This is a genomic window from Flavobacterium piscinae (assembly GCF_004122145.1).
GTDB lineage: Bacteria > Bacteroidota > Bacteroidia > Flavobacteriales > Flavobacteriaceae > Flavobacterium > Flavobacterium piscinae.
The window spans coordinates 1-25,573 of the sequence record NZ_SBKQ01000016.1; the positions used below are offsets into that span (position 1 = coordinate 1).

The 25,573-nt window shown below is 35.1% G+C and carries 23 protein-coding genes and 3 tRNA genes; 9 read left to right on the top strand and 17 right to left on the bottom strand.

Annotated elements, in window-relative coordinates; translation table 11 throughout:
* The 4 genes from EQG68_RS13550 to EQG68_RS13565 form a co-directional block, all read right to left on the bottom strand.
* Positions 1–625 (bottom strand): hypothetical protein (locus EQG68_RS13550; RefSeq protein ID WP_164975464.1); only part of this gene is annotated, 625 nt, incomplete at its 3' end.
* 525 nt (positions 626–1,150) lie between these two features.
* Positions 1,151–1,894, bottom strand: coding sequence for a hypothetical protein (locus EQG68_RS13555; RefSeq protein ID WP_129465428.1), 744 nt, complete (start codon positions 1,892–1,894; stop codon positions 1,151–1,153).
* A 406-nt stretch (positions 1,895–2,300) separates the two neighbouring features.
* The gene (rimK, locus tag EQG68_RS13560; RefSeq protein ID WP_129465480.1) at positions 2,301–3,677 is read right to left on the bottom strand and encodes a 30S ribosomal protein S6--L-glutamate ligase; all 1,377 of its coding nucleotides are present in this window, start codon (positions 3,675–3,677) and stop codon (positions 2,301–2,303) included.
* A gap of 90 nt (positions 3,678–3,767) precedes the next feature.
* Positions 3,768–6,317 carry an ATP-dependent Clp protease ATP-binding subunit gene (locus EQG68_RS13565; protein WP_129465429.1) on the bottom strand — a complete coding sequence of 850 codons (2,550 nt, stop codon included), beginning with the start codon at positions 6,315–6,317 and terminating at the stop codon, positions 3,768–3,770.
* A 259-nt stretch (positions 6,318–6,576) separates the two neighbouring features.
* Between EQG68_RS13565 and gyrA the strand changes: the two genes are divergently transcribed.
* Together gyrA and EQG68_RS13575 are read left to right on the top strand one after the other, a co-directional pair.
* Positions 6,577–9,141, top strand: a complete 2,565-nt coding sequence (gene gyrA / locus EQG68_RS13570; protein ID WP_129465430.1) for a DNA gyrase subunit A — start codon at positions 6,577–6,579, stop codon at positions 9,139–9,141.
* A gap of 28 nt (positions 9,142–9,169) precedes the next feature.
* Complete coding sequence (locus EQG68_RS13575) at positions 9,170–10,441, top strand: tetratricopeptide repeat protein (protein ID WP_129465431.1); 1,272 nt, start codon at positions 9,170–9,172, stop codon at positions 10,439–10,441.
* A gap of 48 nt (positions 10,442–10,489) precedes the next feature.
* Here the strand turns inward: EQG68_RS13575 and EQG68_RS13580 are convergent, their stop codons facing one another.
* The gene (locus EQG68_RS13580) at positions 10,490–11,251 is read right to left on the bottom strand and encodes a C40 family peptidase (RefSeq protein ID WP_129465432.1); all 762 of its coding nucleotides are present in this window, start codon (positions 11,249–11,251) and stop codon (positions 10,490–10,492) included.
* Positions 11,252–11,270: 19 nt separating this feature from the next.
* Positions 11,271–12,449 carry an acetyl-CoA C-acyltransferase gene (locus EQG68_RS13585; protein WP_129465433.1) on the bottom strand — a complete coding sequence of 393 codons (1,179 nt, stop codon included), beginning with the start codon at positions 12,447–12,449 and terminating at the stop codon, positions 11,271–11,273.
* Between the two features lie 290 nt (positions 12,450–12,739).
* On the opposite strand from EQG68_RS13585, the gene EQG68_RS13590 reads away from it, so the two are divergent.
* From EQG68_RS13590 to EQG68_RS13600, 3 genes are all read left to right on the top strand, one after another.
* Positions 12,740–12,823: transfer RNA gene (locus EQG68_RS13590), tRNA-Ser, on the top strand.
* 9 nt (positions 12,824–12,832) lie between these two features.
* A tRNA-Pro gene (locus EQG68_RS13595) sits at positions 12,833–12,907 on the top strand.
* A gap of 5 nt (positions 12,908–12,912) precedes the next feature.
* Positions 12,913–12,986, top strand: a tRNA-Arg gene (locus tag EQG68_RS13600).
* Between the two features lie 158 nt (positions 12,987–13,144).
* Here EQG68_RS13600 and EQG68_RS13605 read toward each other — a convergent pair.
* Together EQG68_RS13605 and EQG68_RS13610 are read right to left on the bottom strand one after the other, a co-directional pair.
* Positions 13,145–13,522, bottom strand: a complete 378-nt coding sequence (locus EQG68_RS13605) for a PUR family DNA/RNA-binding protein (RefSeq protein ID WP_129465434.1) — start codon at positions 13,520–13,522, stop codon at positions 13,145–13,147.
* Positions 13,523–13,590: 68 nt separating this feature from the next.
* A complete protein-coding gene (locus EQG68_RS13610) occupies positions 13,591–15,351 on the bottom strand; it encodes an ABC transporter ATP-binding protein (RefSeq protein WP_129465435.1) in 1,761 nt (586 codons plus the stop codon).
* 204 nt (positions 15,352–15,555) lie between these two features.
* Between EQG68_RS13610 and EQG68_RS13615 the strand changes: the two genes are divergently transcribed.
* From EQG68_RS13615 to yajC, 4 genes are all read left to right on the top strand, one after another.
* Positions 15,556–16,659, top strand: a complete 1,104-nt coding sequence (locus EQG68_RS13615) for a Glu/Leu/Phe/Val family dehydrogenase (protein WP_129465436.1) — start codon at positions 15,556–15,558, stop codon at positions 16,657–16,659.
* Positions 16,660–16,766: 107 nt separating this feature from the next.
* Positions 16,767–17,678: a transcription antitermination factor NusB gene (nusB, locus tag EQG68_RS13620; RefSeq protein ID WP_129465481.1), complete on the top strand. Its 912-nt coding sequence runs from the start codon at positions 16,767–16,769 to the stop codon at positions 17,676–17,678.
* Between the two features lie 19 nt (positions 17,679–17,697).
* Positions 17,698–18,261, top strand: coding sequence for a DUF1573 domain-containing protein (locus EQG68_RS13625; protein WP_246011761.1), 564 nt, complete (start codon positions 17,698–17,700; stop codon positions 18,259–18,261).
* A 1-nt stretch (position 18,262) separates the two neighbouring features.
* Entirely contained in the window at positions 18,263–18,538 is a 276-nt protein-coding gene (yajC, locus tag EQG68_RS13630; RefSeq protein WP_129465437.1) for a preprotein translocase subunit YajC, read from the top strand.
* On the opposite strand, the gene EQG68_RS13635 is transcribed toward yajC, so the two are convergent.
* The 9 genes from EQG68_RS13635 to EQG68_RS13675 all read right to left on the bottom strand — a co-directional run bounded on the left by EQG68_RS13635 (position 18,539) and on the right by EQG68_RS13675 (position 24,999).
* Positions 18,539–19,117, bottom strand: a complete 579-nt coding sequence (locus tag EQG68_RS13635; RefSeq protein WP_129465438.1) for a YdeI/OmpD-associated family protein — start codon at positions 19,115–19,117, stop codon at positions 18,539–18,541. It abuts the gene before it with no gap.
* A 291-nt stretch (positions 19,118–19,408) separates the two neighbouring features.
* Entirely contained in the window at positions 19,409–20,650 is a 1,242-nt protein-coding gene (gene pepT, locus EQG68_RS13640; RefSeq protein ID WP_129465439.1) for a peptidase T, read from the bottom strand.
* A gap of 117 nt (positions 20,651–20,767) precedes the next feature.
* Positions 20,768–21,706 carry an ATP-grasp domain-containing protein gene (locus EQG68_RS13645; RefSeq protein ID WP_129465440.1) on the bottom strand — a complete coding sequence of 313 codons (939 nt, stop codon included), beginning with the start codon at positions 21,704–21,706 and terminating at the stop codon, positions 20,768–20,770.
* The gene (locus EQG68_RS13650; RefSeq protein WP_129465441.1) at positions 21,703–22,416 is read right to left on the bottom strand and encodes an NRDE family protein; all 714 of its coding nucleotides are present in this window, start codon (positions 22,414–22,416) and stop codon (positions 21,703–21,705) included. The genes EQG68_RS13645 and EQG68_RS13650 overlap by 4 nt, the downstream gene beginning before the upstream one ends.
* Positions 22,404–22,904: a DinB family protein gene (locus EQG68_RS13655; RefSeq protein WP_129465442.1), complete on the bottom strand. Its 501-nt coding sequence runs from the start codon at positions 22,902–22,904 to the stop codon at positions 22,404–22,406. The genes EQG68_RS13650 and EQG68_RS13655 overlap by 13 nt, the downstream gene beginning before the upstream one ends.
* Positions 22,904–23,299: a DoxX family protein gene (locus EQG68_RS13660; RefSeq protein WP_129465443.1), complete on the bottom strand. Its 396-nt coding sequence runs from the start codon at positions 23,297–23,299 to the stop codon at positions 22,904–22,906. Before EQG68_RS13660 ends, EQG68_RS13655 begins: the two co-directional genes overlap by 1 nt.
* A 5-nt stretch (positions 23,300–23,304) precedes the next feature.
* Positions 23,305–23,775 (bottom strand): YHS domain-containing (seleno)protein, encoded by a 471-nt coding sequence (locus tag EQG68_RS13665; protein WP_129465444.1) that lies wholly within the window; start codon positions 23,773–23,775, stop codon positions 23,305–23,307.
* 3 nt (positions 23,776–23,778) lie between these two features.
* Complete coding sequence (locus EQG68_RS13670; RefSeq protein WP_129465445.1) at positions 23,779–24,240, bottom strand: YHS domain-containing (seleno)protein; 462 nt, start codon at positions 24,238–24,240, stop codon at positions 23,779–23,781.
* 60 nt (positions 24,241–24,300) lie between these two features.
* On the bottom strand, positions 24,301–24,999 hold the full coding sequence (locus tag EQG68_RS13675; RefSeq protein WP_129465446.1) for a Crp/Fnr family transcriptional regulator: 699 nt from the start codon (positions 24,997–24,999) through the stop codon (positions 24,301–24,303).
* Positions 25,000–25,573: the final 574 nt, after the last annotated feature.

Consider the following 25,573-nt stretch of genomic DNA (forward strand, 5'->3'; position numbering starts at 1 on the left):
ATTTATAGTTTAAGCTGTTCCCTTCTCCTTTTAACTCATCATCTTTCTCTTGCCCTTGGAAGCCGTAGCGGTAATCATCTATGCTTTCAAACCGGTTTGGGATTAGCATGCCAAAAGGATAGTAATCATTATAAGCAAGAACGTCCGGTAAATACAAAGATACAAAATCCTGTCCGGAGGTTGGCATAGCATAGACATAATAATTATCCAAATAAAAAGCCGGGCCTATTGTGTCAACCGTTGGTTGCGTTATCGTAACAAAATGTATGCCGGTTTGTACTGCCGCATACTGCTGATAAATCAATCCACTTGCATTTATTTCCTGACTAACCAAAATATTCATATTGCCATCCCGTATCGCTAATAATAAGGGCTGAGTAGAAGGTATTTCACTTCTATCTAAGTCTAAACTAAATACATATTGTGTTCCTTGATTTAAACCTATTTTCATAGAAGCCCCGGCTCCATTTTCTAGTGGTATTACAGTTAACCTCCTATCATCCGTAATCCCTATTTTTGAACTTAAAAAATTATCCCATCGCTCCTCATCAAAGAAATTAGTATGGATTACTTCTACATTGCTTTGAACTAGTTTGCGGTCGCTTATTACCTCAAAACCCGTCAAAACCAATCAAAAATTAAGAAATAGAAAGTTTTTTGTTGTAAAACACGTCGACATCAAACAATAAATGAAAAATAAAATAAATAAAACAGCAACTGAATAGCTAAAAAAGAAATGGTAGAAAACGAAATGAATTAACGGGTTTACAATTACCCGAATCTTGAATATTACAACACTATGTTTCTCTCATACAAAGTGAAACGCCTTTTTAATCAAAAAAAAACCTATGTTTCTATGTGGTTAAAAAATCATTCAAAAATACTTCTAAATAAATACTCCCTTTTTAACAGCCAACAGCCAACCTACAACCTACAACCGCCACTCGCTATGCTTTTCTATAACAAAGTGAAACACCTTTTTAATCGAAAAAAAACTATGTTTCTATGTGGTTAAAAAATTATTCAAAAATACTTCTAAATAAATACTCCCTTTTTAACAGACAACCATCAACCATCAACCGCCAACCGCCAACCGACAACCGATAACCGCCAACCGATAACCGACAACAGCCAACCGACAACCGACAACCTACAACCTAAACCCCAAAATCTTCATCTTAGTCCCAAACAAAGGATGAAAAGTCCCATTTGTTTCCTGAACATAATTGAGCTTCAAGCCATAAAATAGGAGAGGAGCCTCAGGTACCGCACACGATAACGTCAAAGGAATACTGGTGCCACTCGGAGTCAATAAAATAGATAACGCTTCACTATACTGAACTTTTGAAAATTCTTTCAGCTCACTATCCATTCCGGCTATCCAAAACTGCAAAAACAAATGCGTTGTACCCACCGGTACACTCAATAAATTGGGAGCAAAATGAGGAACAGTAAGAATACCCTCAGTTAAATCAACAGAAATAGAATAAGGAAAATGACGCGAAAAAGCTTCCGTAGGATGCAATTCAAAAGCTTCAAGAAGTGCAATGGCTGTAGGTGATTGTAATCCGTTGGCCACTGTTCTTTTCCCCCGCTTCGATACCATATCCAATTGCATAATATCGTGAAACAAAGAAACCAATCGGTTGTGTACTTTCTCAATGCCCATCGCACTCAAATCCGCTTTTAAACCTTGACGGAAATTTTTACAAACCTTTGCCACATGGCCAAACTCAGCACCGTTCTCCCGAACCCTCGCATATTCCGGTTGCGTTTTGATTTTCTTGCCATCAAAACCACCCGTTTTTCGAACAATGATTTTACCACCGCTTTCGTAAAACGACAATCCGTCAAACGAACCCGTAAACTGAATAATTCCCTTTAATTTTCCCATAATAATCCAATTAGTCAAGTAGGTAAATACAATACAGATATAGTACTGATTTACTACAAAAACAATACAAATATAGATAACCAAAGCTTAGGTAAAGCTTGATAAAAGAAAGATTATAAACAATAAAAAGTGAATAAAGTAAAGTAAGTAATAAAATGGAAGCCCAATCGAACTCGCTACGTAAAGTGTTAATATAAATACCCTATGAAAAGCCCCGTAAACCTAGCGAAATGAGCAAACGTAGTAAACGTCTCTAAACTTTACGGAAAATATATTCAGTTAAAAACCAACCCAATGAGTTTTGAAAGTGCGTATAATGAAGCGACCAAGGTGTTTGGGGAGTTTCATTAGTAAGATTTCTAATTGAAAATTAATAATAAACTTTTCCCAAAAAAGGTATGAGAAGCTATATTTTATTTAGTTTAAAATTCTTCTCAATCGCCTTAATCATTTCCCCTGCAATATCTTTATTAGTTGCACCTTCAATTCCTTCTAAACCGGGAGAGGAATTGACTTCCAATAAAAGCGGACCTTTACTGGAACGAATAATATCTACTCCGGCTACTTTCAATCCCATTGCTTTAGCGGCTTTCACAGCAATGATTTTTTCTTCTTTGGTGGGTTTAATGACAGATGCGGTTCCGCCCAAGTGAATATTGGCTCTAAATTCTCCTGCCAAAGCTTCTCGTTGGATCGTGGCGACAACTTTTCCGTCTATCACAAACAATCGCAAATCTTTACCGTTGGCTTCTTTGATGAACTCTTGTACTAAAATATTAGCATTCAAACTTTTAAAAGCATTAATCACACTTTCTGCTGCTTTTTTGGTTTCGGCCAAAACAACTCCTTTTCCTTGGGTTCCTTCTAATAGTTTTACTATTAAAGGAGTTCCACCCACCATTTTAATCAAATCATCGGTGTCTAAGGGTGAATTGGCGAAACCGGTGGTTGGAATGTCGATTCCGTTATTCAACAACAATTGTAGGGAATACAATTTATCACGCGATTGCGTAATGGCGGAAGAAGAATTCAAACAAAATATCTTTAACGCTTCAAATTGACGGGTTAAGGCACAACCATAAAAGGTAATATTGGGTCGGATTCGTGGAATAACCGCATCCAAATCATTTAGAATTTTTCCACCTCGGTAATGAATTTCAGGTGTGTCGGCATCCAATTTCATATAACATTCTTTGATGTTTAGAAATTGCATTTCGTGCCCACGGCGTTCACCGGCTTCCATAATTCGTTTATTGCTGTACAGTTCAGGATTACTGGCTAAAAGTCCGATTTTTAAACCCGAACGTTCTTTTAAAACATCCGGATATAAATCTTTTAGTTTATCGGTTGAATTGTCTCCCAATAAATATTTTCTTTCCGGGTCTACCATCGCTCTTCCACTCATTGCTTCGCGTCCTAATAACATTCGAAAACCCATTGAATCACGGTTCGTTAACGTCATTTCAATCATCCAATTCGAATCACCTAATTGCAATTGGGTTTGAATCACAAAACGTTGTTCACGAAATCCACTGGAACTTTTTACGATTCGCTTATCAATCAATGGGGCTTGGCAATGAATAATGGTTTTGACATTATTCTGAATCGGATTAATATCAAACTTTACCCAATGTTCACCTTCTTTGATAAACGGACTGATGTTGATGGCGTGGAGAGCAGAGGTTTTGGCACCGGAATCTACCCGAGCTTTGATAGTAGGAATACCAAGTTCCGGAAAAGAACACCATTCTTCACTACCTAAAATTAATTTGTTGTCTAACATTTCTTTTGATTGATGGTATAAAAAAAGCCACGAATTCACAAATAGTTTTTACTTTAATTCGTGAATTCGTGGCTTACAATTTAGTTTTATTTAACTCGTTGGTTTTTCTGCTTTTTGAATTTTGACGCTTAATTCTTGAGCATCGTCTTCTATATCCATAAAAATTTCGTCTCCTTCACCGATTTTAGAAGTGATTATTTCTTCGGCTAACGAATCTTCAACATATTTTTGAATGGCTCTTTTTAGAGGTCGAGCTCCAAATTGCTTATCAAAACCTTTTTCTGCAATAAATGCTTTAGCTTTATCAGACAATTTCAACGAATATCCTAAATCTTTAATTCGAGCATATAATTTTTTCAATTCGATTTCGATGATTAAATCGATGTGCTCTTTTTCTAAAGGATTGAATACAATTACATCATCAATTCGATTTAAAAATTCAGGAGCAAAGGTTTTTTTCAAGGCATTTTCTACCACGCTTTTAGAATGTTCATCGGCTTGAGAAACTTTTGCCGCTGTACCAAAACCAACACCTTGCCCAAAATCTTTTAATTGACGGGCTCCCACATTAGAAGTCATAATGATAATGGTATTTCTAAAATCAATTTTTCTACCTAAACTATCGGTTAAATAGCCATCATCTAACACTTGTAACATCATATTGAAGACATCAGGATGAGCTTTTTCGATTTCATCTAAAAGAACAACACAATAGGGTTTGCGGCGTACTTTTTCAGTTAATTGTCCACCTTCTTCATAACCCACATAACCGGGAGGTGCACCAATTAATCTGGAAATTGCAAATTTTTCCATGTATTCGCTCATGTCGATACGAACCAAAGCATCTTCTGAATCGAATAGTTCTTTTGCCAGAACTTTGGCTAATTGTGTTTTTCCAACACCGGTTTGACCTAAGAAAATAAATGAACCAATCGGACGATTCGGATCTTTCAATCCGGCACGATTACGTTGGATTGAACGGGCAATTTTCACAACGGCTTCATCTTGTCCAATTACTTTTCCTTTGATTAAATCCTGAAGATGAGCTAATTTATTGCTTTCCGTTTGAGCAATTCGGTTAACCGGAATTCCGGTCATCATTGAAACCACATCGGCAACATTATCTTCAGTAACCGTAATTCGATTGTTTTTAGAATCAATTTCCCATTGTTCTTGAGCAATTGCTAAGTCTTTTTCAATGCGTTTTTCATCATCTCTTAACTTAGCAGCTTCTTCGTATTTTTGTTTTTTTACAACGGTATTTTTCAATTCGCGAACATCTTCCAATTGTTTTTCCAGTTCCAAAATTTGTTTCGGTACTTCGATGTTGGTGATGTGTACACGCGAACCGGCTTCATCTAACGCATCAATCGCTTTGTCAGGTAAAAATCGATCAGACATATAACGACTGGTTAGTTTCACACAAGCATCAATTGCTTCAGTAGTATACGTCACACTATGATGATCTTCGTACTTACCTTTAATATTATTTAAGATTTCAATGGTTTCTTCAATGGTTGTAGGTTCTACAATTACTTTTTGAAAACGTCTTTCTAAAGCACCGTCTTTTTCAATATATTGACGGTATTCATCGAGTGTAGTGGCACCAATACATTGAATCTCACCTCTGGCTAAAGCGGGTTTAAACATATTGGAAGCATCAAGAGAACCGGTTGCTCCACCGGCACCTACAATGGTATGAATTTCATCGATAAACAAAATGATGTCGTCATTCTTTTCCAATTCATTCATCACTGCTTTCATGCGTTCTTCAAATTGTCCGCGATATTTTGTACCGGCTACTAAACTCGCCAAATCAAGTGTAACAACACGTTTGTTGAATAAAATTCGGGAAACTTTCTTTTGGATGATTCGCAACGCTAAACCTTCGGCAATAGCAGATTTTCCTACTCCGGGCTCTCCAATTAAAAGCGGATTATTTTTCTTTCTTCGGCTTAAAATTTGTGAAACACGTTCAATTTCTTTTTCACGACCTACCACTGGGTCAAGTTTTCCTTCTTCGGCTAACTCGGTTAAATCACGTCCAAAATTATCTAAAACAGGTGTTTTTGACTTTTTATTGGTTTTATTTCCGGGATTATTAAAGTTGCCTTCTTTCAAACTGTCATCTTGTCCTGAATCTTCATTAAATGATTCATTTTTTGGAAAGCTGTCAGTATATTCGTCTTCGTTGTTATTCGGTATCATATTCAAATATTGTTCTTTCGCTATATCGTAGTCGATTTTTAGCTTGTTAAGTAATTTTGTTGTAGGATCGTTTTCATTCCTTAAAATACAGAGCAAAAGATGTGCCGTACTAATGGAAGAACTCTGAAAAACTTTGGCTTCTAAAAAAGTTGTTTTTAAGGCACGTTCAGCTTGTCTTGTCAAGTGAAGATTCTTTTTTTCGTTACCCATTTCCGCATTTGGATTGGGCGGACTCAGAATTTCTACTTTTTTTCGTAAATAATCTAAATCAATATCCAAATTGCTTAAAATAGTGATTGCTTTACCATTTCCGTCTCTTAAAATTCCAAGCATCAAATGCTCTGTACCGATAAAGTCATGGCCTAAACGTAAGGCTTCTTCTTTACTGTACGTGATTACATCCTTGACTCTTGGAGAAAAATTGTCATCCATAGCACTTCTTTTTTAAGGTAAATTTACTAAATATGGTTGTGAAATGCAAAAACTATTCCCATTCCTATCTACTGTCAGCTAATTGACAAAAAATATTTGAATTATGAAAGTTAAAGTTATGTATAATTATTAACCAAAAAAGACCTTGTTTTTGTTAATAAATCTTTGAAATTAGTTTAGCAAAAAGCTTTCAAAAAGCTCAAAAATCCCTATATTAGCACGTTTTGAAATAATTATAATTTTTAACTAATAAATACATATGTCTGAAGGAGAAAAGTTGATTCCTATTAACATCGAGGACGAAATGAAATCAGCCTACATCGATTATTCGATGTCTGTAATTGTGTCACGTGCATTACCTGATGTTAGGGATGGTTTAAAGCCTGTACACCGTAGAGTATTGTACGGAATGTATGATTTAGGCGTTTTTTCGAATAGAGCTCACAAGAAATCCGCTAGAATTGTCGGAGAAGTTTTAGGTAAATATCACCCACACGGCGATACATCTGTTTACGATGCAATGGTTCGTATGGCACAAGAATGGAGTTTGCGTTACCTTTTAGTTGATGGACAAGGTAACTTTGGATCTGTCGATGGTGATAGTCCGGCAGCGATGCGTTATACCGAAGCCAGAATGCAAAAGATTTCGGAAGAAATTATGGCAGATATCGAAAAAGAAACCGTTGATTTTCAATTGAATTTTGATGATACTTTATATGAACCAAAAGTAATGCCTACTAAAGTTCCTAATCTTTTGATTAATGGAGCTTCCGGTATTGCAGTGGGTATGGCTACCAATATGCCACCACACAATTTAACCGAGGTTGTCAATGGAACTTTGGCTTATATTGACAACAACGAAATTGAGGTAGATGAATTGATGGAGCATATTAAAGCTCCTGATTTTCCAACCGGAGGAATAATCTATGGTTATGAAGGCGTTCGAGAAGCATTCAAAACCGGTCGTGGTCGTATTGTCATGCGTGCGAAAACAGCTTTTGAAGAAAGCAACGGAAAAGAAGCGATTATCGTAACCGAAATCCCATACCAAGTAAACAAAGCGGATATGATAAAAAAAACCGCTGATTTGGTCAATGAGAAAAAAATTGAAGGTATTTCGAATATTCGCGATGAATCAGATAGAAACGGAATGCGAATTGTATATGAATTAAAACGTGATGCAGTTCCGAATGTGGTTTTGAACACCTTATATAAGTATACTCAATTACAATCTTCATTTAGTGTAAACAACATTGCCTTGGTGAATGGTCGTCCGCAAATGTTGAATTTAAAAGAATTGATTCATTATTTTGTAGAACACCGCCACGATGTAGTGGTACGAAGAGCAAAATTCGATTTACGTAAAGCAGAAGAAAGAGCCCACATTTTAGAAGGTTTAATCATTGCTTCGGATAATATTGACGAAGTGATTGCCTTGATTAGAGGTTCGAAAGATGGTGATGAAGCCCGAACAAAATTAATTGAGCGATTCTCACTGACAGAAATTCAAGCCCGTGCTATTGTTGAGATGCGTTTGCGTCAATTGACCGGTCTTGAACAAGACAAATTGCGTGCGGAGTACGAGGATATCATGAAATTGATTGCTCATTTGAGAGAATTATTAGCTAACAAAGATTTAAGGATGCAAGTGATTAAAGATGAATTAGTTGAAATTCGTGATAAATATGGTGATGAAAGACGTTCTGTTATTGAATATTCAGGCGGTGATGTAAGTATTGAAGATTTAATTGCCGATGAAAATGTTGTAATTACTATTTCACATGCAGGGTATATTAAGCGTACAAACTTATCGGAATACAAAACTCAAAATAGAGGAGGAGTAGGACAAAAAAGTGCAGGAACAAGAGATCAAGATTTCTTAGAGCATTTGTTTGTGGCTACTAATCACCAATACATGCTGTTCTTTACTCAAAAAGGAAAATGTTACTGGATGAGGGTTTATGAAATTCCTGAAGGAAGCAAAACATCCAAAGGAAGAGCGATTCAGAACTTAATCAACATCGAAAATGATGATAAAGTAAAGGCCTTTATTTGTACACAGGATTTAAAAAATGAAGAGTATATTAATAGTCACTATGTGATTATGGCTACTAAACAAGGTCAGGTTAAAAAGACTTTGTTAGAGCAATATTCTCGTCCGAGAGTGAATGGAATTGCGGCTATTACTATCAAGGAAGATGACGAATTGTTAGAAGCAAAATTAACCAACGGAAAAAGTCAAATATTAGTGGCTGTAAAATCTGGAAAATTGGTTCGCTTTGAGGAAAGTAAAACGCGTCCAATGGGAAGAGGAGCTTCGGGCGTTCGTGGAATTACTTTGGCAGATGAGCAAGATGAAGTAATTGGCATGGTTTCTGTCAATGATATGAACAGTGAAATATTGGTAGTCTCTGAAAATGGTTACGGAAAGCGTTCATCTTTAGAAGATTACCGTATCACTAATCGTGGAGGAAAAGGGGTTAAAACGCTTAATATTACTGAGAAAACCGGTCGTTTAGTATCGATAAACAATGTAACCGATGCAGATGATTTGATGATAATCAACAAGTCTGGATTAACCATCAGAATGGAAGTTTCCGATTTAAGAGTTATGGGTAGAGCCACACAAGGGGTTCGATTAATTAATATTAAAGGAAACGATTCAATTGCCGCTGTAACGAAAGTGATGAAAGAAGAAGCAGCGGAAGAAGTTGAATTTGAAGATGTTTCTGCCACTGTTTCAAAAGAAATTTCATCAATTGAGGCAACTGATTTTGATGATAATGCAGATACAGACGAAGAAAACGAAGAAAGCCAAGAATAAATAAATAATAATTAAAATTTGATTTAAAATGAAAAGTAGATACATCATTTCCGCATTAGCTTTGATGTTGAGTTTGGGTAGTTTTGCTCAAAAAGATCAATTAAAAGCATTGGAAAAGGCCATTAAAAATTTTGAACCAAGTGCTGTTAAAAATGCATTATCAGCAGCAGAAAGTGTAATTGGAAGTGCAACTGATCAAGAAAAAGCTCAGTTTTATTTCTTAAAAGGAAATGCTTTACTAGAATTGGCTAACAGAAACATGGAAACGGGCAAGAATTTAAAAGAGGCAGCCAAATCCTATCAAGAATTATTAGCAACTGAAAAGAAACTTGGTAAGAATAAATATTCAGTACAAGCAGAAAATTCTTTAACTGATGTTAAAAATAAATTAATAAATTCTGCAATAAAAGATAGTGATGAGAAAAGATTTAAGGAGAGTGCAGAAAAATTATATGATGCTTATAATTTAAATCCAAAAGATACTATCTATCTTTATTATGCTGCAGGAAGTGCAGTTAATGCTAAAGATTATGATCTTGCATTGAAGCATTATGAAAAACTGAAAGAATTAAATTACTCTGGTCAAGGCACTGCTTATTATGCAAAAAGTGCTTTAAATGATGAAGAGGAAATGTTTAATTCTAAAGAAGACAGGGATAAATCTGTTAAGCTAAAAGTTCATACAAATCCTAGAGATGAAAAAATTCCTTCAAAAAGAGGAGAAATTTACAGAAACTATGCATTAATTTTGGTGGAAAAAGGTGAGAAAGATAAAGCGATGCAAGCTATACAAGAGGCAAAAAAGAGTAATCCAGATGATACTTCCCTTGCTCTAACTGAAGCAAATTTATATTTAGATGCCAAAGATTATACTTCTTATAAGAGAGTAATTGAAGAGGTTTTACAAAAATCACCTAATGATGCGGATTTATATTATAATTTGGGTGTGATTTCCGGAACTTCTCAAAACCAAACTGATGCAGAAAAATATTATAAAAAAGCAATAGAAATTAATCCAAACTATTCTAATGCTTACTTAAATTTAGCGATTTTAAAGTTAGATTCTGATGGTAAATTAGTGGAGGAAATGAACAAACTAGGAAATTCTGCAAAAGACAATAAGCGGTATGATGAATTAAAAGTACAAAGAGAAAATGTCTTTAAAGAAGCTCTGCCTTATTTAGAAAAAGTTGTTGAACTCTCCCCAAATAATCTAGAGGCAAAACAAACACTACTAAATGTTTATACTTCGTTAGATATGACAGAAAAATATAAAGCTCTAAAAGCAACTATGAATTAAAATATAATATTCTATTGAGTAAAAAAATCCCGATTTTATCGGGATTTTTTATATAATCTTTTTAATAACTCTAAGTTTATGGGTATGCCTATTCGTTTCAGCATTGTAAATTCCCAAATGATCCAAACGATCAATTCTGACTTTACCACTGGCGTGAATAATATAATTGTCATTCATAATGATTCCCACATGAATAATTTTACCTTCTTCATTATCAAAAAAAGCTAAATCACCCGGCTCACTTTCTTCAATAAAACTCAATGCTTCTCCTTGAGTAGATTGTTGAGAGGCATCGCGTAGCAATTTGTATCCGTTAAGTTTATAAACCATTTGAGTAAAACCAGAACAATCAATACCAAAAGGTGTTTTTCCTCCCCAAAGATAGGGAGCATTCAAATACAGGTAAGCAGTTTTAATCAATTCACTTTTAGGCTTTGTTCCGGTAACTTTTAATCCTTCGAACTCGAAGTTATTTATATTTATTGCATCGAAATTTAAAAAGGTTAAAGAAGCACCAATTGGAATTGGAATAAGTGAATTATCCTTAGTTGTTACGTATTCTACTAAATCATGATTTAGAATTTGAGCACTATTTGAAATTTCATTAAAATCACTGTCTGAAATAATCTGGCATTGTTTAGAGTCTATCCAACCTTCATAATTATCATACTGCAAACGAATTTTAAACCATTGCTTAAGTTGTTCGAGTATTTCAAAATGTTCACCAAATAAGACTTGCGAAACTTGTTCGCTTCGGTCATTAGGTTCAATTCGGAGTGGAATGATGGCTAAATTGCAGATTCCGTGCATGAAAATTAATGTTTCTTAATTAGGCTCTTTCGATTACAATTGCCGATGCACCCCCGCCACCATTGCAAATAGCAGCAGCTCCAAGTTTTGCATTGTTTTGTTGTAATACATTTAGCAAAGTAACAATAATTCTTGCACCCGAGCAACCCAGTGGGTGTCCTAATGAAACAGCTCCTCCGTTTACATTAATTTTTGAACTATCAAGTCCTAATATTTTTGCATTGGCTAAACCTACAACAGAAAACGCTTCATTAAATTCAAAATAATCAACATCACTTAAGGAAATACCGGCTTTGTCTAATGCTTTTGGCAATGCTTTTGCTGGAGCTGTTGTAAACCATTTTGGTTCGTGAGCGGCATCAGCATAGCTTTTAATATAGGCCAATGGTTTTAATCCTAATGAAAGTGCTTTTTCTTCACTCATTAAAACTAAAGCCGCCGCACCGTCGTTTATGGTAGAAGCATTAGCCGCCGTAACTGTTCCTTCTTTTGTGAAAGCAGGATTTAGTCCCGGAATTTTATCTAGTTTTACATTTGTATATTCTTCATCTTTTGATACGATGATTGGTTCACCTCTTCGCTGTGGAACGGAAACAGGAACAATTTCAGAATCAAATTTTCCATCAGACCATGCTTTTGCAGAACGTTCATAAGATTGAATAGCAAAGGCATCTTGTTCTTCTCTTGAAATTTTATATTCTGAGGCACACAAATCAGCACTTACTCCCATAGCATTATTATCGTAGGCATCGGTCAAACCATCTTTCTGCATCCCATCAATCATTGTTGTTGGTCCAAATTTATAACCATTTCTCAAATGCACATAATGCGGAATCAAACTCATGTTTTCCATTCCACCGGCAACTACAACTTCTGCATCTCCGGATTGAATGGCTTGAGCTCCTTGCATAACAGCTTTCATTCCAGAGGCACAAACTTTATTAACAGTTGTACAAGGAACTGTATTTGGTAAACCTGCTAAAAGGGCAGCTTGTCTTGCAGGAGCCTGACCCACTCCGGCTTGCACAACATTGCCCATTAAAACTTCATCAACATTTTTTGAATCTAAATTAATTTTAGCTAATGCCCCTTGAATAGCAATAGCTCCTAATTGAGATGCAGTTACAGTAGATAAACTTCCCATAAAACTACCGATAGGTGTTCTAACTGCTGATACAATGACTACTTTTTTATTCATAATTAAGTTTGCGTTTGTTTGTGTTGCGAAATTAACTATTTTTAAGCTATTTTAAGTGCTAAAATTATATTTTTTATAATTCTGTTTACAAGTATTCTTGATGAGGATGGACTTGTAATACACAAAACCTTAAGAATTATTTATTTTTGATTATTAATCTATGTAATTGACTTCTAAGTGATTTTAAACAAAACCTAAAAAAATAACAAAAAAATAGCATAAATAGTTGTAAACTAAAGAATGAAAAGCTACATTTGCAACCGCAAAAAAGTTAAGTTCTTTGCAGAATAGGAGAGGTGCCGGAGTGGTAACGGAGCAGATTGCTAATCTGTCGACGGGTAACTGTCGCCAGGGTTCGAGTCCCTGTCTCTCCGCTTTTTTCTCGGGGTGTAGCGTAGCCCGGTTATCGCGCCTGCTTTGGGAGCAGGAGGCCGCAGGTTCGAATCCTGCCACCCCGACTAATGGCCCAGTAGCTCAGCTGGATAGAGCAACTGCCTTCTAAGCAGTAGGTCTCAGGTTCGAATCCTGACTGGGTCACAGTTCAAAGTCCGTATTTTACGGGCTTTTTTGGTTTTTTGTTATACCTTTTTGTATATTACAAGTTTATTATTCAACTGAAATTAAAACCAATAAATAAAAGTAGAACAAAAAAAACCTAAAGTATTTACTTTAGGTTTTTTTGTAGAAAGTATTGATTAAATATCATCAAAATCTATATCAGTAAAGCTAGCTTTTGGCGTTTCTTCGCTTTGTGCTGTTTCGGATGGATATTCCTTTTTAAAATCTTTTTGATGTCTTTCAGAAATAACTTCTTCGCCTTTATGGTCTAAAACATACGAAGTCATATCTTCTAAAATTTCTTTAAAAGCGACAAAATCTTCTTTGTATAAATAAATTTTGTGTTTCTTAAAGTGAAAAGAACCATCTTCTTCTGTGAATTTTTTACTTTCTGTGATGGTAATGTAGTAATCGTCCGCCTTTGTTGCTCTAACATCGAAGAAATAAGTTCTTCTTCCGGCTCTCAAAACTTTAGAAAAAATTTCGTCTTTTTCTAACATTTCATTTTCTCTCATAATCGTTCGCTCAATTTTAGTGTTGTAAGTGAACCAAAAATCTAAAAAATAATTGAATTATCAAAAAATTACGACAATTCTTTTTCAGAAAGTTGTTTCAAATACAATTCCTTGTAGTAACCTTCTTGATTTAATAATTGAAAATGAGAACCTTGTTGAATTATTTCTCCTTCTTCTAAAATGATAATTTTGTCCGCATTTTTAGCAGATGAAACACGATGACTGACAATTAGTGTAGTTTTATTTTTACAAATTTCGAACAAGTTATTTAATATTTGTTCTTCCGTTTCGGTGTCAACAGCCGATAAACAATCATCAAAAAGTAAAATTTCAGGATTTTTGATGATGGCTCTTGCAATGGAAACCCGCTGTTTTTGTCCGCCTGATAAAGTGATTCCTCTTTCACCCAAAACGGTATCGTATTGATTTTTAAAGTTAATGATGTTGTCATGAACAACCGATTTTTTGGCGGCTTCAATTAATTCTTCATCCGTGGCGTCTTCTTTTCCAAATTTAATATTATTTTTAATGCTTTCTGAAAACAAAAATGCATCTTGTGGTACTATACCAATACTGTTTCGCAAATCATGCAGATTCAAATCGGCTAATTTTTTTCCATCCATGGTGATGGAACCATTTTCCACATCATACAATCGGCATATCAATGAAAGGATAGTCGATTTTCCTGAACCTGTTTTCCCTAAAATAGCTAGAGTTTCTCCTTTTTTTACTTCAAATGAGATGTTTTTTAACGCTTGAATGTTCGTGTCGTCGTAGGTAAAACTCACATTTTTAAAGGCAATCGAGCCTTGAATTGAATCATGATTCGGATTATTATTCTTTATCTCCGGTTCAATTTTCAAAAATTCATTGATGCGTTTTTGAGAAGCTTCGGCTTCCTGAACCAAGGAAGAAACCCACCCAATGGAAGCAACCGGCCAAGTGAGCATGTTGACATACAGGATAAACTCAGCTATAGTTCCAATGTTTTCTATGGAACCGTCTACATACATCATTCCACCAAAATAAATCACCACCAAATTACTCAAACCGATTAACAAAATCATTAACGGACCAAATAAGGCATTTACAAACGCCAAACTCATGTTTTTATCCCTACTTTCTTGAGCCAAACCGTTGAATCCTTTTTGATTTTGCCCTTCCAAGGCATAGGCTTTAATCACTCGAATGCCGGAGAAAATCTCTTGTGAAAAACTTGAAAGCGTTGACAAATTTTCTTGATAAATCCGACTTCGTTTATTGATTTCAACACTCAATTTAAATATAAAATAAGAGAGAAGCGGCAAGGGAAGAATTGTATACAAAGTCAATTTCGGCGAAACGTTATACATATAAATGATTACAATCGCAAAACGAATAAACGTATTGATAGTATACATCACAGCCGGACCAACATACATTCGCACTTTTCCCACATCTTCGGAAATTCGATTCATCAAATCTCCGGTTCGGTTTCTTTTGTAAAAGCTTTGCGATAAACGTTCATACTGTTGAAAAACTTCATTTTTTAAGTCAAACTCAACATAGCGAGACATGACTATCAATGTTTGACGCATTAAAAATGTCAAAAAACCGGCAATAACCGTTGCTCCTATAATCAATCCTAAACTAATAATCAATTCTTTTTTGATGACACTGGTGTCGCTTATTGGATTTTTAATGTACGCATCAATAATATTCATCGACTTACTTACTAATTTCGGAATGAATAGTGAGAATATTTGTGCAACAATGGTTATGATAATACCCAACAAAAAACGGTATTTATATTTGATGAAATATTTATTTAAATAATGTAGTTCTTTCATGTTATTGATTAGAGATACGTGGCAATGGAATAATAAATGTTAAAAAAATGAGAATTATGTTTTTTTAAATTAATTGCTAAAATGGGTTTACTATTAACAGATTACTAAAATTATCAAATTATATTGCATTCTTTTGATTTAAGTTCTATTTTTGTTGAGTCTTTTTGACAAAGTCATAATTTTTACTTAATTAATAATTCAACTATGATAGCAGAAGTAACAACTCCTAAAGAACTTCAAAAAATGGATCCGGTTTTTGGACAAGTATCCTTTGACAATCATGAGCAAATTGTTTTTTGCAATGACAAAGATACTGGTTTAAAGGCAATAATTGGTATTCATAACACAGTTTTAGGACCGGCATTGGGTGGAACGAGAATGTGGAACTATACCAATGAATGGGAAGCATTGAACGACGTTTTACGTTTATCTCGAGGAATGACTTTTAAATCAGCTATCACAGGATTGAACCTAGGTGGTGGAAAGGCAGTGATTATTGGAGATGCCAAAACACAAAAAACACCGGAGTTAATGCGAAAATTTGGTGAATTTGTGCATTCATTAAGCGGAAAATACATCACAGCTGAAGACGTAGGGATGAAAACGGAAGACATGGACACGGTAAGAGATGTTACACCTTATGTAACCGGAATCTCAGAATCCAGAGGTGGATCAGGTAATCCTTCTCCTGTTACTGCGTTTGGGGTTTACATGGGGATGAAAGCGGCCGCAAAATACAAATACGGCTCTGATTCATTAGCCGGTAAAAAAGTATTGGTTCAAGGAATTGGCCATGTGGGTGAAACTTTAGTGGACTATTTAACAAAAGAAGGGGCTATTGTAATCATCGCCGATATTAATGAAAATAGATTAAACGAAGTAGGGGCACAATATGGTGCTAAAGTATATACCGGTACAGATTTATACAGTGCAGAAGTTGATATTTATGCTCCTTGTGCGTTGGGTGCCACCATCAATGATGATACAGTTTATAAATTGAATGCAGCCATTGTAGCCGGTGCTGCCAACAATCAATTAGCGAATGAAAACATACACGGTAAAATTCTTCAGGAAAGAGGCATTTTATATGCTCCTGATTTCTTAATCAATGCCGGTGGAATTATCAATGTATATGCTGAAATCGAACATTACGACAAAGCAGAAGCCATGCGAAGAACCGAAAACATTTACAACACCACGTTGGAAATCTTCGATTATGCTGTTAAAAATAATATTACCACACATGAAGCGGCTTTAACGATTGCTCAAAATAGAATCAATCAACGTAAAAAAGAAAGTGGGAAATAATTTTTTCCGATAAATAATACTATTTTTGTGACGTCCTTCGGGGCGTCACTAATTTTTTAAAAAGTTCTTACAACGTGTTAAACAGAAGACATATTCGGGTTAAAGTATTGCAAACCATTTATGCAATGCATCAAAGCGGTTCTGATCAATTGGAGAAAGAAGAAAAATTCTTATTCGCAAGCATCGAAAGTATTCAGGATTTATATTTGATTGTGGTTTCTGCTTTAGTTGAAATCAGAAAAAAGGAAGAAGATTTTTTGGAAAAAGCCTCCAAAAAACACTTGGCCACCGAAAAAGACTTAAAGCCAAACAGAAAATTTATTTCCAATCGTGTTTTATTGGCGTTGGAAAAGAATAACTCACTTTCCATTGCTTTAGAAAAAAGAAAAATCAACAATTGGAGTCAAAACGACGACTTAATTCTGATTTTATTGGAAAATGTTAAAAAAAGTCCACTCTATTTATCGTATTTGGCAGACAAAACTGATTCTTTTGAACACGACAAAAAGTTCATCATGGATATGTTTTCGGAGTTGATTGCTGCAAACGAAAAATTATATGATTACTTGGAAGATTATAAACTCACTTGGATAGACGATATTCCGTTAGTAAACACTATGATTTTAAAGCAATTAAAACAAATGGACGAAGGGGTAGAAAAATCATTTGCTGTTTTGCCACTGTACAAAGATGCAGAAGATAAAGATTTTGCTCGTGATTTGTTCCGTAAAACGGTGCTCAATGAGAATGAATTGGCCAAAGAATACATTGATAGAACTCCCAATTGGGACCCGGAACGTATTTCGGAAGTAGACACTATCATGTTGAAAATGGCTATTTGTGAATTTTTGCGTTTTCCGTCTATTCCCGTAAAAGTAACCATCAATGAATACTTGGAAATTGCCAAAGAATATGCCACACCTAAAAGCAGTATATTTATCAATGGGGTGTTAGACAATTTAGTAAAGGACTTTCAAAAAACAGATAAACTAAAAAAGACCGGAAGAGGTTTAATGTAAAACTTAAATGCAACGTACTATGTTAAGAAAATCAATTTTTGCTTTGTTCGTATCGGCATCACTCATGTCTTGTAAAAAAGAAGATGCTCTGTCGAAAATCGACCCAAACAGTAAGGATATTCCTTTGAATGAATACATTGGAAATCCGCAACCACAGCCTACTGAAAATACGGTTAAAAAAAATACAAATCCGGAGGCAAATCAAGTTACCCCGCCACCGGCAGATGGAAAGTATCCGGCCATGACGTTCAACAAAAAAGAACACGATTTTGGCGTAATCAATGAAGGAGACAAAGTGGAAACCACTTTTACGTTTACCAACACCGGCGAAGCCGACCTTATCATTGCCAATGCATCAGGTTCATGTGGTTGCACCGTTCCTGAATTTCCAAAAGAACCAATCAAACCCGGAAAAACCGGAAAAATGAAAGTTTCTTTCGACAGTAACGGAAAACCCGGAATGCAACAAAAATCGGTTAACATTACGGCTAACACCGCTTCAGGAAAAGATGTGTTAACCATCAAAGCCAACGTAACACCAAAAGCTAAACCTGCAGAAAAATCTGCTGTAACTACTCAATAATATGGAAAACATTCAATCGTTATTGCCGTTTTTATTAATGTTTGTGGTCATTTATTTTTTTATGATCAGACCACAACAAAAACGTGCTAAACAAGAAAAAGAATTTGAAAGCAATTTAAAAATAGGTGATAGAATTATCACCAAAAGCGGCATACATGGTAAAGTAGCCGAATTGTCCGAAGGAACTGTGGTTGTTGAAACCATGGCCGGAAAAATCAAAATGGAACGCTCAGCCATTTCAATGGAATTGAGTGCCAAATTAGTTGAAAAGAAATAATTATTTCCGATACTTATCATTTAAACCGATGTTTGCCAAAAGCATCGGTTTTATTTTTTCAAAACGGTCGTGTTTCGTTTTTTCTTGTTTGGCTGTATCAATATATTCAATGAATTCTTTTTGTTTAAAGGGTGAAAAAGTATTGAATTTTTCTTCTAAATGTTTATCTTCCTGAAGTTTGGATAGAAAAAAATCAGAGGGTTGTATTTCCTTTTTTTCCGGCTTGATGGAAAGGCCGTTCTTTTCATTTTCAATGGCTTGATTCACATAGTGAAGGACTAGTTTTTCGTTTACTTCTTTTTTTGAAGTAAATCGCCATTGGCGTAATCCTTTCGTGACACCTTCACCGGCATTTACTAAAACATTTTTTTCATCCGGAAGAAAGACACCGTTAAAAAACCAAATGGTGAAATAGTCTTTAAATCCTCCAATTCCGATGATGTTCCGGTTATTCCAAGTATAAACAATTCCGCCCCATTTGGTGGTTTCTACCAAATCGGTTTTAACTATAATCGATTTTAAAAGTTCAATTTCTTCAAGCCATTTTTGATTTCTGGTCCAAGATTTATTCTCTTCCATGTTTATAAAATAAAAAAAACCACTGATATTCACAGATTAAAAATAAATAAAATCAGCGAATCAGCGGCTATTTTAAAAAATTAAATTCGTGAAATTCGTTGCTAAAATTGGAGTATCGTGCAATCAATATAAAATAAATTAAAATTAAGCACATAGAGACATAGTAAATGAGAACGATATAAACCCAATTTTTGGGTTCACATAGCTATGCTTTTCTATATCTGAGTGAAACGACTTTCACAATTTTAATAACTATGTTTCTATGTGGTTAAAAAAATAAAATTGAATAACTTATTTCTTATCTGCAGTTAACTCTGCAATTTTCACAATTACTTCTACTGCTTTTTGCATACTTTCTACCGGAACATATTCATATTTACCATGAAAATTATGTCCACCGGCAAAAATATTCGGACACGGTAAACCTTTATACGACAATTGACAACCGTCTGTTCCGCCACGAATTGGTTTGATAATCGGTTTTATGTCCAATTTCTTCATGGCTTTTTCAGCAATTTTCACAATATGAAACACCGGTTCTACCTTTTCTTTCATATTATAATATTGGTCTTTGATTTCGATAATGGCAATATCATCGCCAAATTGCTTCTTGAATTTTTTATTGAATTTTGCCGTCAATTCATGCAAAAACTCTTTTCTTTTTTTGAATAATTTTTTATCATGGTCACGAATAATCAAGGAAACCGTACTTTCTTCAATGCTTCCCGTGATGCCGGTGACGTGAAAGAAACCTTCATACCCTTTGGTCATTTCCGGGACTTCTTTTTTGGGTAATTTTGAAATGAATTTGGAAGCCAACAGCATCGAATTAATCATTTTTCCTTTTGCATAGCCGGGGTGAACGCTTTTTCCTTTAAAGGTTACTTTGGCTCCCGCTGCATTAAAGTTTTCATATTCCAATTCGCCAATTTGGCTGCCATCCATCGTATAAGCCCAATCGGCTCCAAATTTTTCTACATCAAAATGATGAGCACCACGGCCAATTTCTTCATCGGGCGTAAACCCAACGCGAATTTTACCGTGTAGAATTTCCGGATGTTGAATGAGGTATTCCATTGCCGTAACAATTTCGGTAATTCCGGCTTTGTCATCAGCTCCCAAGAGAGTGGTTCCGTCGGTGGTAATCAACGTTTGTCCTTTGTATTGCAACAAATCTTTAAAGTAAGAAGGGGATAACACAATGTTTTGCTCCGCATTCAATACAATGTCTTTTCCATCATAGTTTTCAATGATTTGCGGTTTTACATTCGCACCCGTAAAATCAGGAGTTGTATCATAATGCGAAATAAAACCAATCACCGGCACTTCATGTTCCACATTACTCGGTAACGTTGCCATGATGTAACCTTTTCGGTCCATCGTCACGTCTTCCATACCGATGGCTTTGAGTTCTTTCACGAGGTTTCTCGCTAAGACCAATTGTTTTTTAGAACTGGGAGTTGTTTCAGAATTCGGATCAGATTCTGTATCAACAGTGACATAACTGATGAAACGATCTATAATATGTTGCATAAAACGTATGTTTAGTTAAAGTTAATCTTAAGTTGGTTAGCTATAACAAAGATACGGATTGATTTTATTTCGCAATGTTAAGTTTTTCTATTGCAAAAAGGATAAAAAGAATCAGAGTTAAATATTGGCTTTAATTATCCTGTACATAATCTTTTGATGACGAAAGATTTCCTTTTGTCCAAACCAAAAAGAATGTTTTGGGTCATATATGTGGGTGGGTTCACTTTTGGCACCATTCCACTCAATGATGGAAAAATGTTCTCCTTTTTCCAATTCTTCAAATGAACGAAATCGTATATCCAATCTACCGTAATAAAATCCTTCAATGGGGTCTAAAAGTGTTGCAAAAGTGTCTTCCAATTTAGTTGTAATCCAATACCTGCCATCTAAAAAAGTTGTTCCTCGGTTGTGATTGCCAAACGGAACCAAACACCGTTCTTCTTCTTTTGCTAAAACTTCCTCAAGATTAATTTGAGGTTGTAATTTCTTTATTTGCAGGGCATATCGTGGCACTTCTTTTAAAAGTTCTATTATCGTTGAAGTACCATTTCCTTTAACGGTTAAAAAGTGCTTGAGGGTAATACCAGAAATTCTTCCTTTCTTTTCGGAGGGTATCCGATAGTAAAAGAGGCCAATTTCTTGAGGATAGTCAATGATTTCCTGAACTAAAAAATCTTGCTTAACTTTTTGGGCATACGTTTCAATATCTGTATAACTATATACTTTTTGAACATTGACACCACGGCAACCCTTATCCGGTTTTACAATTAATGGAAAAGAAAGTGATTTGACTGTCATGAGTGCATTGATGTCTTCTTTTCTCTCTTTTCTAATTAAAACGGTTTTCGGGTAAAGTTTTGAAGGTAAACGGTTGTATATATCCATTTTACTGTCATCGTATAATCCGCCATTCGTCATACCGGGATTGGAATAGCGGTAAAAATGAACGGATCGGAAACGAATACTGAAAATTACCCACAATAAAAAAGTGGGCAAATAAACAAGGTTAACTGACCAATATTCCCAGTGTGTTACTTTATGCCACCAAAGTTTCATAGCATAGAATGAGTTAATGCTTCTCTTTTACCGTTGATTAAGTCCAAATGTAAAAGCGTAAACTCCGTTGAATGGTAGACGAATTGCGTTACATTTTTTGTTTGCGTCAAATTGTTTCGTTTAATAATTAACCCGTTTTCTGTATCGTTTCGTTGTGTGGTAGTGTGAAAATCAATAAGCTTTTTTGCTTCTAAATTATATTGGTTTTGATTTAAAAAGTCATGGAACCATTCTTTCCTTTGTTGAATAATTTCAGGGGCATACAAAGTGGATGAGGACCAAATAGTGGGTGAAAAGGGATCGAGATTGACACACGTTTTTTCTCGACCATTCCAACGATTTTCCAGAAGTTTGTTTTTTTGAAATACGATAACGGTAAATGGCTCAATTTGATTTAAGTCAATTTGATACCAAGCTTCCTCAAAATCAGTTGCCGAAGCGAGGTCTAAAAGAATGAGTCCTCTGCTTTTGCGATAAGGTGGCGAAGGCGTATGCGGAGTAGCAGCTCCGTTTAATAATACAAATGCCGCACCGTATTCGTCTACCGCAAACCAAGTTCCTCCGGCTTGAGGGTCTTTTGGAAAGGCTATTTTTTTTCCGTTAAGGTTTTCAAATTGGGGCATTTCTGCCAACGGGCGATGGATTTTTTCATCTCTGTTGGAAGTTATGATAACCTTTTCGTGATCTTGATAAAAACTTACTGTGCACATTGTTGCTTATACACTAATGTTGATTTAGCATAGCCAAAACTATCGTTTACCGGCTTTTTTCCAATGGATAATAAACCAATTTTCATGATGGCCTGGTGGTGAATACAATGTTCAATATTGTACATTAATTCTCTGCCGTAATTGGTTTTTACTTGACTTTTTTGATTATTGTACAATGTGGTAAGATAAATTTCTTTGTCCGGTTTGCACAAATCAGAAATTAGGATAGCTAATGTTTCTAAAGCAAAATCAATATTTTCCTGAAGCCGTTTATCTCGTTTTCGGTTATCATAATCAACATGGCCACTTGCATATCCCTCATTCAATTGTTGAAAAAGTTCAATGATATGACGAGTATGTTCCCCAAAACTTGCGTTTCCCAACAGAGCAATACGTTCAGTATAGTCATCCAAGGTAAGTTCTTCAAGGTTGGCTGCGAGTTCTAATAATATCGCTTTTGCTTCTGATGTTAAAGGTGAAAGTGTCATTAAGGTTTTAATTTTCGGAGGATTGCTTTTACTTCTTCAAAGTGTAAAAATAAGTATAAACTACAAGCTAACAATACAATTATGGCTAAAGTAAATAATCCACCGCCATCATTGGATACATTGATGCCTAACACCAGGAAATGCGAAAAAACGGCACCCAAAATGATTCCCAAACTATTCAACATGCCTATGGTTTTTGTTTTGGGGAGTAAAATTAAAATAGCGGTGATTAATTCTACAACACCCAATCCGATTCTGCCCCAAGGTTCTACTCCTAAAGCAGTAAAGATATGCACCGAATCCGGATGGGCAGTAAATTTATAATAAAGGGTTTGCAATAAAATAATGGACACGGTTAATCGAAGAGACCACGAAAGAATTGTTTTTGTTTTCATTAGTATTATTTTTTAAGTTGAATGGTTGACCAATTTTTATCGGCCTGTTGAATAAAATCTTTTTGGTTGTTGATCCATATTTTTTTTACCTCTAGGTTATAATTTAAATAGAGTTTTCCCTCCACGATTGACCAAGTTTCTATTTGGGTCGGTGCTTTGTAACCCTTGCTCATTCCATATGCACAATACCCTCCATATTGCGGAATATACTGCTCAGGATTGCTCGCAAAAGTATTTCTGTTTTCAAGCGATGAAAAATACCAATCCGTTTCCTGATAAGTATAATAAATTTCTTTATTCCCTTTTTGAAGGGTAGAATGGTCAACCAAATCAACCATATCATAGCCGTTTAAAGCCATTCCGTTAGTGGAATAAATAGCTGCATCCAGATTTTTATCTTTCACGATGAACCAATAAATGGTTATCAATACAATCACTGCAAGCAGTAGTAATAAGAATACTATTTTCGTTTTCATGGATTATTTAATAAATAATGACCAATTTTTATCGGCTTTTGTTTTTAAGTTTTTTTCGTCTTTGTTCCAACTTTTCAGTGTATTGTTGAAATAAGCATTGTAAAACAGATACAGTTTTCCGTCTACCACCTTAAACGTATCGGGATTGATTTCTACTTTTTTCCCGTAGTCGCCCATTGCAAAAGCACACCAGCCTCCGTATTGAGGTTCATATTTAGCAGGTTGTTTTTCAAATAATTGTTGGTTTTCTTTTGAAGAGAAATAATAGGTAATTCCTTGGTGTTGAAACTGAAATTTAGGCGATCCCTTAACGGCTTTTCCTACCGTAAAATAGGCTACAGGGTCATAGCCGTTAATGGCTACCTTATTGTCAAGATTAAAATGTTTTATTCGCTCAGCTGGACTAGTTTGAGAAAAGACCGTAGTCGCAAAACTGAAAATCAATAGAAATATCAAATGTTTCATCGTTACTTTTTTTACTTGTTCGAAACAAAGGTAGGAGCAAGCAAAAAAGTAAATTGTCAACTATTTTACATTTTGCACTAAGTTTTTGAGTAGAGCCACATCCGGAATGGAAATTTCTTTTTGCGTGTAATTCAAAATGCCTTGGTTTTCCAATTCTTTAAATAACGTAACAATGGTTTGACGGGTGGTGCAAATCAACTGGGCAATATCTTTTTGAGTGAGGTAATTGGGTAAAACAAAGGAAGCACTTTCAACATTTTCTTTTTCGATAATCGTATGAAGTAACAACAACAACCTGGTTTTGGCATCGCGAAACAAAATGTTTTTATAACTGTTTTGTATTTTTTTAAAATTAAACCCAATGAATTTAATATAATTTAATGCAAAATCAGGTTTTTTATACATGACCTCTTCTAATTTTTCACGGTAAAAGGTACAGATGATGGCTTCGTCTGATACCACTTTAAAATAGTCCTGATTAGCCACCGGATTTTCTAGGTTAAGATCTCCAAATAAATCCCCTTTTTGAAGAATATCCACAACCAGTTCATCCCCATCAGGAGTAATGCGTATGAGTTTAATTGTACCGTGTTTTAAAAAATAAAGTCGCTCTTTATCGCTGTTGGACAAATCTATGAGTTCATTTTTCTTTGACCTTTTAAATTTCTTGAGAATGCAAAGCATATTAATCTCAGCATAACTCAAGTTTCGGAACAATTGATGATTTTGTAAATACCAAAATTTTAAATCTGAATTCATTTCTTAAAGATTGCAAAAGAATAAGTACTATCATTTTATGTTAACTGCACTTGTCTCTTTTACAAATATAAAAAAACATTTTATTAAGCATTGGAGGGTTATCAACTAAGAATAAATTATTGACATTGTTTTAGGTTGTCTGCTGACTAACTTTTATGAAAGGGTACCACAACCATGGCTTTGGTTGGGAGTTACTACCTGGTTGATATGAATTTGGTATAAGGTTAGGCAGCAAGTTTTTTTAATCTTTCTTCCTTGCAAGAATAAATCATAGTACTTCAGCCACTCAGTTCCTTTTAAATCCTTTTCTGCTATTGTGTCCTGTCGACAATTGGAATAGCTCATCAATGCGGCAATTCGTCGATTTGCTTTCTCCGTTCAAAGAAAAGTTGTAACCGTCCTACTTGTTGAAATTGGAACACGGATAACGTGGATTGAGAGGATGAAATTAATTTATGGATTTGCTTAGCGAAAATGGATGTAAACGGATTCGAAAGAGCAATCCTTTTTCTTATAGAAATACGGCTCTCTTTCTCAGCATGAAAAAAACTTAGCTTCTCAGTGCCTCAGTACC